Below are 14,414 nucleotides of genomic sequence, written 5' to 3'. Positions count from 1 at the left end.
GATTACATGGCAGCGCGGCTGATCTCCAGGATCTTGAAATCGATGGTGCCGCCATTGGGCAGGGTCACGGTCACGGTCTGGCCGACCTTCTGGCCCATCAGAGCAGCGCCCACGGGGCTCTCGTCGCTGATCTTGCCGTTCAGGGGGTCCGCCTCGGTGGAGCCGGTGATGTCGTACTCCTCAACCTCGCCGTCCTCGTCCTCGATCTTCACGTGGGTGCCCACGGAAACGGTGTCCAGGTTCAGCTCGTCGTTATCGATCACGCGGGCGTTCTTCAGCATGGCCTCCAGCTGGGCGATGCGGCTCTCGATGAAGGCCTGCTCGTTCTTGGCCTCGTCGTACTCGCTGTTCTCGGACAGGTCGCCGAAGCCGCGGGCCACCTTGATCTTCTCCGCAACGTCCTTGCGGCGGACGGTCTTCAGTTCCTCCAGCTCGTCCTCCAGGGCCTTCAGGCCGGCGACGGTCACAATAACTTCTTTTACATTGCTCATGGTTCTGTTTACTCCTTAATCTGTGGGAAGCCGCGGCCGTCAAATGCCCTGCCGGACCTGTGGTACCGGCGGTGCCCAAGGGGGGTATGCTTGTTCACAACTCACAATGGACCGCGCTTTGCTTCCATTTAATTTTGATAGTATAACGAGTTCTGGGCCATTTGTCAACCGAACCCCCTTTTTTTGGCTGAATGACCAAAAATTCCTTCTGCTTTTTGGCAAACGGAACGGGGCCCGCGGAAAGGGAGTTGTCCCTTCCGCGGGTCCCGTTTTCAATCCATTGTTATGCCGATGCCGGAGAAATTATTCCTCGTCGTCGGTATTGCCGCGCAGCTTCTTGGCCTCCTCAATGACCTTGCCCTCCAGGTTGGTGGGCAGAGGCTCGTAGCGGGCAAACTCCAGGGTGAAGTGGCCGCGGCCCTGGGTCAGCTGACGCATGAAGGTGGTGAAGTCCTGCATCTCGGCCATGGGTACCTCGGCCACGACCTCCTGCAGGCCGTCCTCGTCCGGGTTCATGCCCAGAACGCGGCCGCGGCGCTTGGTCACGTCGCCCATCACGTCGCCGGTGTTGTCGGCGGGAACATGGGCCTTCAGGGTGCCCACGGGCTCCAGGATCATGGGGCCAGCCTCGGGCAGAGCGGCCTTATAAGCCAGCTTGGCGGCCATGATGAAGGCCATTTCGCTGGAGTCCACCGGATGGTAGCTGCCGTCCAGCAGGGTGGCCTTCAGGCCAACCACCGGGTAGCCCGCCAGCACACCGTGCTCGGCTGCCTGGCGCAGGCCCTTTTCCACCGCGGGGAAGTAGTTCTTGGGCACGCTGCCGCCGAATACCTTCTCCTCGAAGACCAGCTCCTCGCTGTCGCAGGGCTCGAACTCGATCCACACATCACCGAACTGGCCGTGACCGCCGGTCTGCTTCTTGTGACGGCCCTGGGCCTTGCACTTCTTGCGCACGGACTCACGATAGCCCACTCTGGGCACGGTGAGCTCCACATCCACGCCGAATTTTGCTTTCAGCTTGGCGACCACCACGTCCAGATGCTGCTCGCCCAGGCCGCTGATGATCTGCTGGCCGGTCTCGGTGTCCACACGGTAGGTCAGGGTGGGGTCCTCTTCCATCAGGCGGGCCAGAGCCGCGCCGATCTTGCCCTCGTCGCCCTTCTTGGCCACACGGATGGCCATGGACAAAGTGGGCGTGGGGAATGCGGGGGCGGGCAGCTTGATCACACGGCCGGCCTCGCACAGGGTATCGCCGGTCTGGGCGGCGGGCAGCTTGGTCACTGCGCCGATGTCGCCCGCGCCGATCACGGTGGTATCGGTCTGCTTTTTGCCTTTCACATAGAGCAGCTTGCCCATGCGCTCGGCTTCGCCGGTGCGGGCGTTTACCAGGGCGCTGTCGCTCTTCAGGGTGCCGCTGACCACCTTCACGTAGGACAGCTTGCCCACAAAGGGATCGGCCACGGTCTTGAACACGTAGGCAGCCAGGGGGCCGGCCTCATCGCAGGCGACCTCCACCGGCTCACCGGCGGCATCCTCGGCCAGAACAGCGGGTGCGTCCGCCGGGCTGGGCAGCAGGACCTTCAGGTTGTACAGCAGCATGTCCAGACCCTGCTGGTTCACGGCGCTGCCGCAGAACACAGGGGTGATGGCGCCACTGCGGCAGCCCTTGGCCAGGCCGTTCACGATCTCCTCGGTGGTGAAGGGCTCGCCGGAGAAGAACTTCTCCATCAGCTCGTCATCGGTCTCGGCCACGGCCTCGCTCATGGCGGCAACCAGGCCCTCCAGACGGTGGCCCATCTCGGGCAGCTCCACCTGCACCTGCTTGCCGCTCTCATACTTGAAGGCCTTCTGGCTGAACAGGTTCACATACAGAATGGTGCCGTCGTCCTGCCGCACAGGCACCACGCAGGGGCAGATGCTGGGGCCGAACTTGGTCTTCAGATTTTCCAGAATCTTATAGTAGTTGGCGTTTTCCAGATCGGTCTTGTTCACGAAGATCATCTTGCTCTTGCCGTGCTTCTCGGCCAGATGGAACGCCTTTTCCGCGCCAACGGTCACACCCGAACGGGCCGACACAGTGATCAGCACGCTCTCTGCAGCCTGAATGCCCTCGTACATGCCCAGCTCAAAATCAAACAGGCCGGGGGCGTCGATGAAATTCAGCTTCACACCGTCGTACTCCACGGGGGCAACAGCCGCCGCCAGGCTGGCGTGGCGCTTCTGCTCCTCGGGATCAAAGTCGCACACGGTGTTGCCGTCCTGCACGGTACCGGCGCGCTGCATCTCAGGATCGGTGCTGAACAGCAGTGCTTCGATCAGGGTGGTCTTGCCGCAGCCGGCGTGACCGGCTACCAGGATGTTTCGGATGTCTTTGTTGGCGTAATTCATAAGTTAATACCCTCTCTTCTGCCGCCTGTTTTGCCACGAGAAATTGCAGCGGCAGCAATCTATACAAAAATCTTATCACAATCATAAAGCTTTTTAAAGATAATGTTCTAAAAAAAGGCTGGTTTCCCTGCACAAAATCAATTGCAAGCTTTGTGCAGATTGCCTATTGACGGAAATTTCACGGTTGTTTTTGCACAAAAACGCACAAAAGGCGCGCCCGATGTGGGCGCGCCTTTTGGCAGCTTTCAAAACACGTTCTATTACTCGTATCGTTTGAGCATGGGGATCATCAGGGTGAGCACCGCCCAGGCCGCCTGGTAAAGCACCAGCGCGGGCAGAGCCAATGCGGCCATGCCGCCAGTGAAGGCCAGCAGCAGTGCCAGCACCACGCTGACCAGAATGCCCGCCGCCTGCACCAGAGAGGAGGTGCGCTCGGCCGAGGCCGCGCCCGCCGCCGCCAGCAGACCGCCCACAAAGGAGGCAAAGCTGCCGATGTGAGCCATGCAGCCGGGGCTGTACTGCCGGTATTCGGTGACCGGCGTCAGGGCGCGCCGCTCGGCGCCGCTGAGCACCTTCACACAGCCCTCCTCCAGGCCGTAAACCTGGCTGATCAGCTCGGTGGTCAGCGAGAAGTCATCGCTCTTTACCAGTACCGACACACCCTGACGGTTCAGGGCCTCCAGCACATGGGATGCCTGCTCATCGGCCTTGTAGCTGACCAGGAACATGCCGAACAGCCGGCCGCTCACCGCCAGATAGATGGCCTGCTTTTTGCCCTTGGTGTAGCGGTTTTCGTAGTCCAGCGAGGGGATCTCCACCCCCTGCTTTTCCATCATGGCCCGGTTGCCAATGATGACCCGCTTGTCGCCCACCCAGGCAGTGAAGCCGAAGCCGGGGTCGTTTTCCAGGCTTTCCACCGGGAACAGGATATTGGTCTTGCCCTGGATGATGTTCATAAACACATCCCGCAGGGTATCGCAGCCCGCGATGAGCACCGACGCGGCATACAGGATGGCCAGATCGATGCGCTCCTTCTCGAAGGTCTTGATGCCGTGCAGCCGCACGCTCTTGGCGGGGAACAGGTCCTTTGCGCCCACCATGATCATGTTCGCGCCGCTCAGCTCCTCCACCGAGCTCCAGCCGGGCACCACAGCGCCCACACGGGCGGCGCTCTTCTGCATCAGCATGGCGGGAATCGCTGCCAGCAGGGTGGCGCTGGCCGGTCCGCCCAGGCACAGGGTGCCCGCAAAGGCGGTGAAGGCCATGGCCAGACCCTGTTTGGAGAACAGGGCGATCAGAGCGGTGAGCAGCGCCGCACCGGCCAGCACCCAGCTCATGCGCTGGAGCATCCGGTCGCTGGCGCGCACCGAGAAGCTGCGGCGCAGAAAGCCCTCCACCAGAGTGGTGGGCCGGCTGGCCACCAGACAGGGATCCGGCTCGCCCAGGCCCTCGGCCAGGCGGGTGCAGAGCTCCTCATCATCCAGCCGGAAGGCGGCCACGTGCCCGTTTCCGGTGCTGACCAGCGCGAAGTTGCGGCTGATCACACCGCTCATCAGATATTTGCCCAGCGCGCCGAAGCAGAGCAGCAGCGCCGCCGGGGCGGCAAACAGGGTAAGCTTGTCGGCCTCAAAGGTCTCGGCCTTCATCATCAGCACCAGCAGCTGGGCCAGCGCACCAACACCTGCCAGAGCCAGCACGCTGTCCGGCGTGGGAGCACCCCACAGGCCGCGGATGCCGTTCCAGAACACCCGCCAGTTCACGGCGCAGGCCACAGCCAGCAGCACCAGATTCACCGCCAGGTAGGCCATAGGGGCCACCGCCGGGTCCACCGCACCGATAGCGGGCAGCGGACTGTCGCCCACCGCCAGGCCCAGATACAGCAGCACCAGACCCGCCGCAGCGGAAACGCCGGTGCGGATGGCGGTGGTCAGACGCAGTCGGTCCAGATCCTGCTGGACGATCGGCGCGTCCGCCGGGTTCTCGTAATCCTCCACATATTCCGGGCCGGGCTCCTCTGCAAAGGGCTCGCCGGGAGCTTCATCGCCCAGCAGACGGGGCGCAGCGCCCTTGCCTGCTTCCTCCTTTATCACACGGGTGGCGTCCGGACCGGGCTCGTTGTCCCATTCCACATCCAGCTGCACCGAGCCGGTGGGATGCTCGTCCAGCTTCAGCTCTTCGGGCCGAAGCACCATAGTGGGCTGGTCCGCTTCTGCAGGCTGGATGGGCTTTTCGGGTTCCGGGGCAGTCCGGGTGGATGTATCATCCACTGCGGGCTCTTCCGGCTGGGGCCGGACAGGCTCCGCGGGCTCCACCTCCACTGTGGGGCTTTCCACCGGCTCGATCTGCACCGTGCCCACCGGCTGGGGCCGGACAGGCTTTATGGGCTCGGCCATCGGCCGGGTAGGCGCCTGATCCACCCAGGGGGTGGGGCGGGCCGGAGCCTGGTCCGGCAGCGGCAGCTCTACCGTACCGGAGGCCGGCTCCTCCTGCGGCTGGGCCCGGCGCTCCCGGTGGAACAGACGGAACGGCTCCCGCTCTTTGACGGGCTGCTCCTCTTCCTCTTCCGGGCTCTCCTCCGGCTCCTCGCCGGTTTCTTCCTCGGCCGCGTCCTCCTCGTCCTCATTCCATTTGTGCCAGAAGCCAAAACGGCGGCGCCTGGGTGCCCGCTCCTCGGGCTCGTCCTCTTCTGTTGTGTTCAGTTCAGTGGAGTAATCCTCCGCATCCAGCCCTTCCTCATCGTCCTGGGCCTCCGCGTTCTTTTTGCGGCCCACAAACCGGGCAAAAAAGCCGGGGTGCTGCTCCTGCTCCAGATCCGGGATGACTGCCACGCTCTCGCTGAAAAACTTCTGGAAGTCGCTGTCCATCTGGATCGTGTCGGACAGGCGGGGCGCCGCGGGCTCCTCCTGCTGGGGCGGCGGCGCAGCCTTGGCGGGCTTTTGCTTTGCCCGGCTCTGGCTGCGCTGCTTCTGAGGCTCCGGCGCGGGCTCCTGCCAGAAATTCTGGACCGTCCGATGCGTCGGGGCGGTCGGGGTCTCCGGCTCCATATGCACTGCCGGAGCCGCCTTCTTCTGTTCCAGCCCCAGGTCTGCCAGGATGTCCTCCACCGAGCCGCCCGCCGGGGCACTCTTTCCCTGCTTCAGGGTCTCCAGGATATCATCCACCGAGCTGGAATTTCTTTGATCCGCCATGCTCTTTGTTCCTCCGTATGCTAGTTGCTGGCCGGGGCTCTGTTCAGCCCTGGCCGCGCTGACGGGCGATCTCGTACAGGATGATGCCCGCTGCCACGCTCACGTTGAAGCTGTCCACCCCGGTGCCGCGGGCCGCCATGGAAAGGCTGACTACACCGTCGCACAGCTTCTTCACCAGCGGGCTCACGCCCCGGCCCTCGCTGCCCATGACCAGAGCCACAGGACCGGTCAGGTTATTCTGATGCAGGGGCACACCGTCCATGTCTGCACAGTAGACGAAAACGCCCTGGTCCTTCAGGCGGCGAATGCTCTCGCCGATGTTGGCCACCCGGGCCACCGGCAGACGGGCCGCCGCGCCGGCGCTGCTCTTCAGCACCGTGGGTGTGATGGCCGCGCCGCCGCGCTTGGGGATCACCACGCCGTGAGCGCCGCACAGCAGCGCCGACCGGATGATCGCACCCAGGTTGTGGGGGTCTTCCACGCCGTCGCACAGAACCAGGAAGGGAGGCTCGCCCTTTTCCTTCGCCAGGTCCAGCAGCTGCTCCAGGCTGGCATATTCCACCGCGCTGGCAAAGGCGGCCACGCCCTGGTGGCTGTCGGTGCCGCAGGTCAGACGCAGCTTGTTGGCATGCACCCGCTTGGCCACCGCACCGGCCTCCTTGGCCAGAGCGGTGTAGTAGGCGGCCACCGCCTCGGGCAGGGTATCGGCCAGCAGCACCGTATCCACACCCGCGCCGCTTTTCAGCAGCTCGGTCACCGGATTCTTGCCGTAGACCAGGCTGGACGAGGGCTCCTCAGCCTCCGCGCGGGGGGTGCGCCGCTCGCCTTCGGGACGGGCAGAACCGGGGCGCCGGGCGGGGCGCTGAGCGTTGGGGCTGAACTTTTTATCAAACTTCTGAGGCATGGGCCGTCTCCTTTTTTGAAGCCCGCAAAACGGGCCGTGTTATCGCTGTATTTTGCGGTTTTTCCCGCATGTAAATTAAAGTATAACACTATACCGCGTTTTTTGCCACTGTTTGACGCCAAGTTTTTCGGCCTCCGCGCCGCCCCTTCCCGGTGAAGTTTGGGCGGACGGGGGCTTTTCCAAACGCACAAAACGCGGTAAAATGCAAGAGGAATTTTTTCATTCGTCCTTCGGGGCCGGTTATACCAGTTGTAAACCCGAAAAAGATTTCCACATGTTGAAAACCCTGTTGAAAGTGTTGACAAGTGGCTGTTTTGAGCCATTTTCTCACAATTCCCAACGGGTTTTCAACATTACAGTGGAAAGTTTTCTTCTTAACAGGCTGTTGAACCTGAAATTTGTCCTGCTCTTTTTCGACAAAACCCTGTGGATGGGGCCGGATTTTTTCTCTTTTTTTACCAGCAAGCGGCCAAAAGCCGCAAATTTCTTACCCGTCAGGAGGGAATGCTTTGATCATTGTGGAAAACTGCGGCGGCATGGACCTGGCCGCCACCCTGGACTGCGGCCAGGCATTCCGATGGCAGGCCGACGGAGCGGCCTGGCACGGCATTGTGGAAAACCGCTCCGTCACCGCACGGATGGAGGGTGATTCGTTGATTCTGGAGGGTGCGTCGGAGACCGACCGGGATTTCTGGGTGCACTATTTTGCACTGGATCTGGACTACCCCGCCCTGCTGGAAAAATTCTGTTCCGGCAACAAAAAGTTGGCCGAGTGCGTGCGTCACAAGCCGGGCATCCGGGTGCTGCGCCAGCCCTTTTTTGAGACGCTGTGCACCTTCATCATCAGCCAGAACAACAACATTCCCCGCATCAAGGCCATTGTGGAGCGGCTGTGTACCGGGCTGGGCCAGCCGCTGGAGGGCGACGGCTACGGCTTTCCCAGTGCAGAAACACTGGCAGCGCTGGAGCCAGAGGACCTGGCCTTTCTGCGGGCGGGCTGGAGGGCGGAATACCTGATCGATGCGGCCCGCCGGGTGGCCGGCGGCCAGATCGACGAAGCTGCCCTGCGCGCCATGCCCATGGAAAACGCCCGGGCCATTCTGATGACCGTGAAGGGCGTGGGCCCCAAGGTGGCGGACTGCGTGCTTTTGTACAGTCTTTCCTTCTGGAAGGCGGTTCCCATGGATGTGTGGATGAAAAAGGCCATGTGCCATCTGTTCCCCCGGGGTGTGCCGGTTTGCTGCCGCAGCCATGCAGGCATCGCCCAGCAGTTCATCTTCGACTATGCCCGCCACCATCTGCCCAGCGGCCAAAAACAAAAAACCGCGCGAAAAATGCACACCAAACAATCAAGCGGGAATTGATTTTGCATGCAAGTTGGGTTATACTGTTGGCAGGATAAAAACTTAACACCATGTTTTTATTCCCCCGCACCGCTCACGGTGCGCTTTTTTAAGAGAGAAAATGGAGGTATTATCATCATGCTGGTAAGCGCAACCGAAATGCTCAACAAAGCCCGCGACGGCCACTATGCCGTTGGTCAGTTCAACATCAACAACCTGGAGTGGACCAAGGCCATCCTGCTCACCGCGCAGGAGCTGAACAGCCCTGTGATCCTGGGTGTGTCCGAGGGTGCCGGCAAGTACATGACCGGCTACAAGACCGTAGCCGCTATGGTTAAGGCCATGATCGAGACCCTGAACATCACCGTTCCTGTTGCCCTGCACCTGGACCACGGCAGCTACGAGGGCGCCAAGGCCTGCATCGAGGCTGGCTTCTCCAGCATCATGTTCGACGGCAGCCACTACGCCATCGACGAGAACGTTGCCAAGACCACCGAGCTGGTTGAGCTGGCTCACTCCAAGGGCCTGTCCATCGAGGCTGAGGTTGGCTCCATCGGCGGCGAGGAAGACGGCGTGATCGGCGCCGGCGAGATCGCTGACCCCGCTGAGTGCAAGAAGATCGCCGACCTGGGCGTTGACTTCCTGGCTGCCGGCATCGGCAACATCCACGGCAAGTACCCCGCCAACTGGAAGGGCCTGGACTTCGAGGCTCTGGAGAAGATCCACGAGGCCACCAACGGCATTCCTCTGGTTCTGCACGGCGGCACCGGCATCCCCGCCGACATGATCAAGAAGGCCATCAGCCTGGGCGTTTCCAAGATCAACGTGAACACCGAGTGCCAGCTGTCCTTCGCCGACGCCACCCGTAAGTACATCGAGGCCGGCAAGGATCTGGAAGGCAAGGGCTTCGATCCCCGTAAGCTGCTGGCCCCCGGCTTCGAGGCCATCAAGGCCACCGTTAAGGAGAAGATGGAGCTGTTCGGCAGCGTGAACAAGGCCTAAGCCTTTCCCACTTTTCCACGGGCTTTTCCCCGCAGAATGCAAACGATGGCAGGTCGCCGCGCCTGCCATCGTTTTTTTGCATCCCAAAGCGGCCGGAGCCGCTGCGATGCAATCCATAAAGGAGGAATCTGAACCATGAAGATCAATGTGTTCTATTTCAGCCCCACCGGCGGTACCAAAAAGGTTGCGCTGCAGCTGGCCGGTGCGCTGGGCGGCGAGACCCTGTGCACCGACCTGACGGTCCATCCGGCCCAGGCGGCCCCCGCTGAGGCGGCGGTGATCGCCGTGCCCTCCTTCGGCGGGCGGGTGCCCCCTCTGGCCGCACAGCGCATCCGTCAGCTGCAGGGCGGCGGAACCCCCGCGGTGCTGCTCTGCATGTACGGCAACCGAGCCTATGAGGACACCCTGGCGGAGCTGCGGGACCTGGCCGCTGAGGCGGGATTCCGGGTGGCGGCGGCGGTGGCAGCCATCGCGGAGCATTCCATCGCGCGCCAGTTTGCTGCCGGACGGCCGGACGCGCAGGACCTGGAGCAGCTTTCGGCATTCGGCGAAACGATCCGGGCAAAGCTGGACCGGGGCAAGCTGACCGAGCCGGAGCTGCCCGGCAACCGGCCCTACAAGCCCTTCGGCGTGCTGCCCATGCTCCCCGCCCCCACCGGCGACTGCATTTCCTGCGGCGTGTGCGCCAAGGAATGCCCGGCGCAGGCCATTGACCCGCAGGACGTGAGCAAGGTGGACAAGGATGCCTGCATCTCCTGCATGCGCTGCATCGCGGTGTGCCCCCATGCCGCCCGTCAGCTGCCTTCGGAAATGCTGGATGTTCTGAGCAACAAGCTTGCCAAGGTCTGCGCGGACCGCAAAGAGAACGAGCTGTATCTGTGAGCCGTGCAAGTGCATCGCCTGCTTCCCCGTGTGCCGATTCGGGAAAGCAGGCGATATTTTTTTGTAACAAAAGGCGCAGATTTCCGTATGGATTTCCGTATGGAAAAGATAAGATCGAAAAAAGGGGGAATGGCCCATGGAACAGGAGCAATTGGCCTGGCAACTGAGACAGGGCGACAGCAACGCGCTGCGGGAACTCATGGCACTCTACACCCCTTATCTGTGCACCGTTGCGGCAAATCTGGCGGTGCCGCCCCTCACCGCTCAGGACGTGGAGGAGATCGTCTCTGATGCCTTTATCCGCCTTTGGCGCCACCGGCAGGATCTGGACCCGGAGCGTTCGCTGAAGGGGTATCTGGTAAGAATTACCCGAAACCTGGTGGTGGACACCCTGCGCAGCCGAAAAGCGGACTGCCTGCCGCTTATAGATGAGATTCTGGAGCAGGAGACCCCACTGGAAACCCGGCTGGAGCAAAAGGAAGCGGTGCGCAGGCTGAACGAGCATCTGGCAGCGCTGTCCCCTGAGGACCGGGAGCTGCTGCTCCGCTTTTATTATTACAACCAGCGTACCGCCACCATCGCCCGGGAACTCGAAACCAGCCCCGGCGCAGTGCGGGTGCGCCTGTTTCGGCTGCGGGCGCAACTGAAAAAAGATCTGGAAGGAGAAGAACTGCAATGAAGGAGCCGATGGAACTGCACGAGCTGTTTGCATCGCTGGACGATCCCCGGCAGATTGATCTCCAAGGCGTGAATGCACAGAAGATTCAAAATCGGACACTGGAACAGCTCGCCCTTTTGGACCAGAACGAGCGGCCAGCGCACAGATTTCCCCGCAAATTGTTTCTCACCGGGCTGGCGGCGGCGCTGGCCGTGGTCCTGGCCGCCTGTGCCTGTGCGGTTTCGGCCCGGGTCTGGGGCGTCCGACTGTTCGACCGGCAGGAAAAGCAGCAGCTGCAAAAGCCCCTGTACGCCGTGAGCACTAGTACCAGCCAGCCGGGTGAGGAATCGGGCGAACGGCTACTTGCCGGGTTCAGCGCAGAAATTCTGGATGTGGACTGGCTGGAGGAAAACGACATACTGTTTTTCGACGAGGTGGGCATGGTTTGCGGTGTGGCGAGCGGCGACGGCATGGAATTTCCGTCCTTTGTGTTCGACAACGGTGAAATTGCCATTCTCACAAAGGAGGACGGCAGTGGCTGGGTCCTGGAAGAAAACAGCCCCCTTGCCCTCTCGCTGCGGCAGAATACAAAGGACAATCCCCAGGCCAGCCCGAGCGGCGACCGCCTGTCACTGGGTGTGATCGTGGACGGCCTTCCCCATGAACTCACCTGCGGAAAGGACGCGGAGTTGGAATACACCTATATCCCAGACAAAGCAGCAGAGGTATACTTCTATGTGCAGAACTTCTCCGCCGGGCCGATCGTGATTGAGGACGCGGAGATTGCTACACCGTAACATCCAGCAGTTATACAAAAAGCAGGGCGAATCCCTTCCGGGATTCGCCCTGCTTTTTCTTGTTGCTTTTCAATATTCCGGGAACCACTCCCGCAGGCTGCGGCGCTCGCCGTTCACGTAGATCTCCACATGGCAATGGTTTCCGGTGGAGTTTCCGGTGCTGCCCACGGTGCCGATCACCGCGCCCTGCTCCACCTGGGTGCCCGAACTCACGTTTATGCTGTTCAGATGCGCATACAGGGTGCGCACGCCGCCCTCATGGTCGATGATCACATATTTGCCGTAGCTGTAATGCCAGCCTGCGGCGGTCACCGTACCAGCCGCCATGGCGTACACCTCTGTTCCTTTGGGGGCGATCACATCCGCGCCCTTATGGTAGCTGCTCATCCAGCGGCTCACATAGGTGTAACCGGGCACCGGCCAGATCAGCGACACCGAGGTCTCGCTGTCCACCGCATTCTGCTGCCCGACCTCACTGCTCTCCACCGCGCTTTTGACCAGGTTCAGGTCCCCGTTATACCGCACGATTCCCGTCACCGGGGCCTGCAGGGTGATGCGGCCCACCTCCTGATATTCCATCAGCAGGCCCTGCTCGTCGTAAAAGGCCCAGCCGCTCACCTCGTCCAGCCCGTCCGCCGCGCTGCGCTCGATCACATACTGTCCATCGGCCAGGGTTTCATCCTGCTCATATTCATATTCCCCGGCCACGCTCTGCTCCTCGCGCATCCATTGCACGCTGGCCTGTCCCTCGGCCAGAGCAGGCTTTTTCTCCGGCTCCGGCATGGGAGTAGGCACCGCCTGCCGGACGGCCGGCTGGGATTGCTGCTGCAAAAAACTCAGCTGCTCCAGCCCGTTTGCAGCCAGACTCTCCGATTCAGCGGACACCCCCGCCGACAGACTCGCCGCCGCACAGGTAGTCAGACAGACGGCGGCCAGCACCCCCGCCGCCGCGGCCAGTCTCTGGCGGCGACTGGCTCTGGGCGGCTCGAACAGGGCAAGCAGACGTGCTTTCAGATTCTCCGGCCCAGCGCTCATGCCCGAGGCTCCGGCCGGCAGCGGACCCGCCGCGGCTGCCAGCAGCACCCGCCCGTAGGCCTTACGCTGTTCCTTATTCAGCCCGCGCACCGCCGCCTCGTCGCAGGCCAGTTCACACAGTCGCTCCATCCGGGAGGCCTGCCAGTGGCAAAGCGGGTTGAACCAGTGGACCCGGCAGGCCAGCCGCAGCGCGGCCTTGCCCCACAGATCGCCGCCGTTCAGGTGGGCTAGCTCATGGCGCAGCGCCAGCTCCAGCGCCGCCGCCTCCATGCCCCCGGGCAGATACAGCACCGGCCGCAGCACGCCTGCCAGCAGCGGCGTGCTCATGCCCGAGCACACCCAGGCCCGGGGCGGGATGATGTGCCCGTTTTCCAGGCTGACCCGGCGCAGCAGGCTCTGTTCCGCTTCGCTCAGCGGACCGCGCATCCGGCGCAGCGCCCGGCAAAAGCGCCAGTATCCGACCAGCTGCCACAGAGTGAACAGCACGGTCCCCAGCGCCCACAGCCAGGGCAGCACCGCCAGCAGCTGACCCGCCAGCTGGGGCTGCACCGGCTCCACCGGCTGGGCCAACGGGGCAGTCATCACCGGCTGGGCACTGATGTTCACCGTGTGCACTGCCGCCTGGGCCGCCTGCTCCAGTGCCTGCCCCACCGGTTCCAGCCCGGTGGAGCGCTTCAAGCCCGGCGCAAGGGCCAGAAGCGGCCCCACCGGCAGCAGGAAAAAGCCCGTGATGCACCCCAGCGCCCGCCGCTGTCCGCGCCAGTTCAGCCGCTTTAACAGCGGAGTGAGGGCACACCCCAGCAGCGCTGCCACCGTGCCTGCCAGGCTGGTGGGCAGCAGCCAGGTATAAAACAGTTCATACATCGGCTCCGCTCACCTCGTTTCCAGCCAGTCCCGCAGCTCGTCCAGCTGGTCACCGGAAAGAGCCTTGCCGTCGTAGAGGGCGGCCACCATACTTTTTACACTGCCGCTGTACAGCTTGGTCAGCAGCTCCTGGGCCTCAGCCGCCCGGTACTGCTCGCTGCTCACGCAGGCGGTATACACATTTTGTTTGCCCCGCTTTTCCACCTTCAACGCCCCCTTGGCCGCCATGCGGGCCAGAAAGGTAAGCAGGGTGGTGGGCTTCCATCCCTTTTGCTGCAGCGGGCCGGCCAGCTCGGCCGCCGTGACCGGCCGCCCCAGCTTCCAGATCTGCTCCATAATCTCCAGTTCCGCTTCCGACAGTCGCATAGTAAGCGCCCCTTCCCTTTTCCTTTATATGTATGGCAACACACTTCTACAGTTTGTAGTTTCATTTTTATTCTAACAGATGTAGAGCAAAGCCGCAAGCCCCTATTCTGCCGGATTGTCACCATTTTGTAGTCATTTTGTTATAAATTCTTCTTGATTTTTTGTACATTTTGTTACCTTTTTGATGCTGTTTCTTCATAGATTGTTCATATCTGGAGGGTATGATAGGAAAACGTTCCGAGGCAGCGGCGCAAACGCGCCCACCGGAACCATACGACGCCCTTTGGTTTATGGGGCGATTTTCCGAATCAAAACGAAAAGGAGAATGACATCATGAAACTGTCTTCTAAGATCATCGCCGTTGCTTGCGTGGCCGCTCTGGCCCTGTCCCTGGTTGCCTGCGGCGGCAACGAGACCACCACCTCTTCCAGCGCTGCTGCTTCTACCAGCGCTGCTGCTTCCAGCGAGGCTGCTTCTTCTGAGGCTGCTTCCAGCG

General features: G+C 62.1%; 11 protein-coding genes. 5 read left to right on the top strand and 6 right to left on the bottom strand.

Annotated features, from left to right (window positions below; genetic code table 11):
* Window positions 1-2 precede the first annotated feature (2 nt).
* The 4 genes from greA to rlmB all read right to left on the bottom strand — a co-directional run bounded on the left by greA (window position 3) and on the right by rlmB (window position 6,971).
* Entirely contained in the window at window positions 3-491 is a 489-nt protein-coding gene (gene greA, locus J7G73_RS03950) for a transcription elongation factor GreA (RefSeq protein WP_087291998.1), read from the bottom strand.
* A 303-nt stretch (window positions 492-794) separates the two neighbouring features.
* On the bottom strand, window positions 795-2,879 hold the full coding sequence (gene fusA / locus J7G73_RS03945) for an elongation factor G (protein WP_291245313.1): 2,085 nt from the start codon (window positions 2,877-2,879) through the stop codon (window positions 795-797).
* A 260-nt stretch (window positions 2,880-3,139) separates the two neighbouring features.
* Entirely contained in the window at window positions 3,140-6,067 is a 2,928-nt protein-coding gene (locus tag J7G73_RS03940) for a hypothetical protein (RefSeq protein WP_291245312.1), read from the bottom strand.
* Window positions 6,068-6,110: 43 nt separating this feature from the next.
* On the bottom strand, window positions 6,111-6,971 hold the full coding sequence (rlmB, locus tag J7G73_RS03935) for a 23S rRNA (guanosine(2251)-2'-O)-methyltransferase RlmB (protein WP_291245311.1): 861 nt from the start codon (window positions 6,969-6,971) through the stop codon (window positions 6,111-6,113).
* Between the two features lie 518 nt (window positions 6,972-7,489).
* On the opposite strand from rlmB, the gene J7G73_RS03930 reads away from it, so the two are divergent.
* From J7G73_RS03930 to J7G73_RS03910, 5 genes are all read left to right on the top strand, one after another.
* The gene (locus J7G73_RS03930; RefSeq protein WP_291245329.1) at window positions 7,490-8,335 is read left to right on the top strand and encodes a DNA glycosylase; all 846 of its coding nucleotides are present in this window, start codon (window positions 7,490-7,492) and stop codon (window positions 8,333-8,335) included.
* Window positions 8,336-8,452: 117 nt separating this feature from the next.
* Window positions 8,453-9,316, top strand: a complete 864-nt coding sequence (fba, locus tag J7G73_RS03925; protein WP_058963812.1) for a class II fructose-1,6-bisphosphate aldolase — start codon at window positions 8,453-8,455, stop codon at window positions 9,314-9,316.
* Window positions 9,317-9,451: 135 nt separating this feature from the next.
* Window positions 9,452-10,198 carry a 4Fe-4S binding protein gene (locus J7G73_RS03920; RefSeq protein ID WP_291245310.1) on the top strand — a complete coding sequence of 249 codons (747 nt, stop codon included), beginning with the start codon at window positions 9,452-9,454 and terminating at the stop codon, window positions 10,196-10,198.
* A 136-nt stretch (window positions 10,199-10,334) separates the two neighbouring features.
* Entirely contained in the window at window positions 10,335-10,877 is a 543-nt protein-coding gene (locus tag J7G73_RS03915) for a sigma-70 family RNA polymerase sigma factor (protein ID WP_291245309.1), read from the top strand.
* Window positions 10,874-11,653: a hypothetical protein gene (locus J7G73_RS03910; RefSeq protein ID WP_291245308.1), complete on the top strand. Its 780-nt coding sequence runs from the start codon at window positions 10,874-10,876 to the stop codon at window positions 11,651-11,653. Before J7G73_RS03915 ends, J7G73_RS03910 begins: the two co-directional genes overlap by 4 nt.
* A 69-nt stretch (window positions 11,654-11,722) precedes the next feature.
* Here J7G73_RS03910 and J7G73_RS03905 read toward each other — a convergent pair whose 3' ends face one another.
* Both J7G73_RS03905 and J7G73_RS03900 read right to left on the bottom strand, forming a co-directional pair.
* Window positions 11,723-13,552: a M56 family metallopeptidase gene (locus tag J7G73_RS03905; protein WP_291245307.1), complete on the bottom strand. Its 1,830-nt coding sequence runs from the start codon at window positions 13,550-13,552 to the stop codon at window positions 11,723-11,725.
* Window positions 13,553-13,561: 9 nt separating this feature from the next.
* Window positions 13,562-13,918, bottom strand: a complete 357-nt coding sequence (locus J7G73_RS03900) for a BlaI/MecI/CopY family transcriptional regulator (protein WP_087291973.1) — start codon at window positions 13,916-13,918, stop codon at window positions 13,562-13,564.
* Window positions 13,919-14,414 lie beyond the last annotated feature (496 nt).

The organism is Allofournierella sp. (assembly GCF_017889395.1).
Classification (GTDB): domain Bacteria; phylum Bacillota; class Clostridia; order Oscillospirales; family Ruminococcaceae; genus Allofournierella.
Note: the sequence above shows the minus strand (reverse complement) of the source record. Positions and strands in the feature narration are given on the sequence as shown.

Excerpts from the sequence above, each read along its gene's own strand:
- greA (WP_087291998.1), bottom strand. The coding sequence starts at position 491 with ATGAGCAATGTAAAAGAAGTTATTGTGACCGTCGCCGGCCTGAAGGCC.
- fusA (WP_291245313.1), bottom strand. The coding sequence starts at position 2,879 with ATGAATTACGCCAACAAAGACATCCGAAACATCCTGGTAGCCGGTCAC.
- J7G73_RS03940 (WP_291245312.1), bottom strand. The coding sequence starts at position 6,067 with ATGGCGGATCAAAGAAATTCCAGCTCGGTGGATGATATCCTGGAGACC.
- rlmB (WP_291245311.1), bottom strand. The coding sequence starts at position 6,971 with ATGCCTCAGAAGTTTGATAAAAAGTTCAGCCCCAACGCTCAGCGCCCC.
- fba (WP_058963812.1), top strand. The coding sequence starts at position 8,453 with ATGCTGGTAAGCGCAACCGAAATGCTCAACAAAGCCCGCGACGGCCAC.
- J7G73_RS03920 (WP_291245310.1), top strand. The coding sequence starts at position 9,452 with ATGAAGATCAATGTGTTCTATTTCAGCCCCACCGGCGGTACCAAAAAG.
- J7G73_RS03915 (WP_291245309.1), top strand. The coding sequence starts at position 10,335 with ATGGAACAGGAGCAATTGGCCTGGCAACTGAGACAGGGCGACAGCAAC.
- J7G73_RS03910 (WP_291245308.1), top strand. The coding sequence starts at position 10,874 with ATGAAGGAGCCGATGGAACTGCACGAGCTGTTTGCATCGCTGGACGAT.
- J7G73_RS03905 (WP_291245307.1), bottom strand. The coding sequence starts at position 13,552 with ATGTATGAACTGTTTTATACCTGGCTGCTGCCCACCAGCCTGGCAGGC.
- J7G73_RS03900 (WP_087291973.1), bottom strand. The coding sequence starts at position 13,918 with ATGCGACTGTCGGAAGCGGAACTGGAGATTATGGAGCAGATCTGGAAG.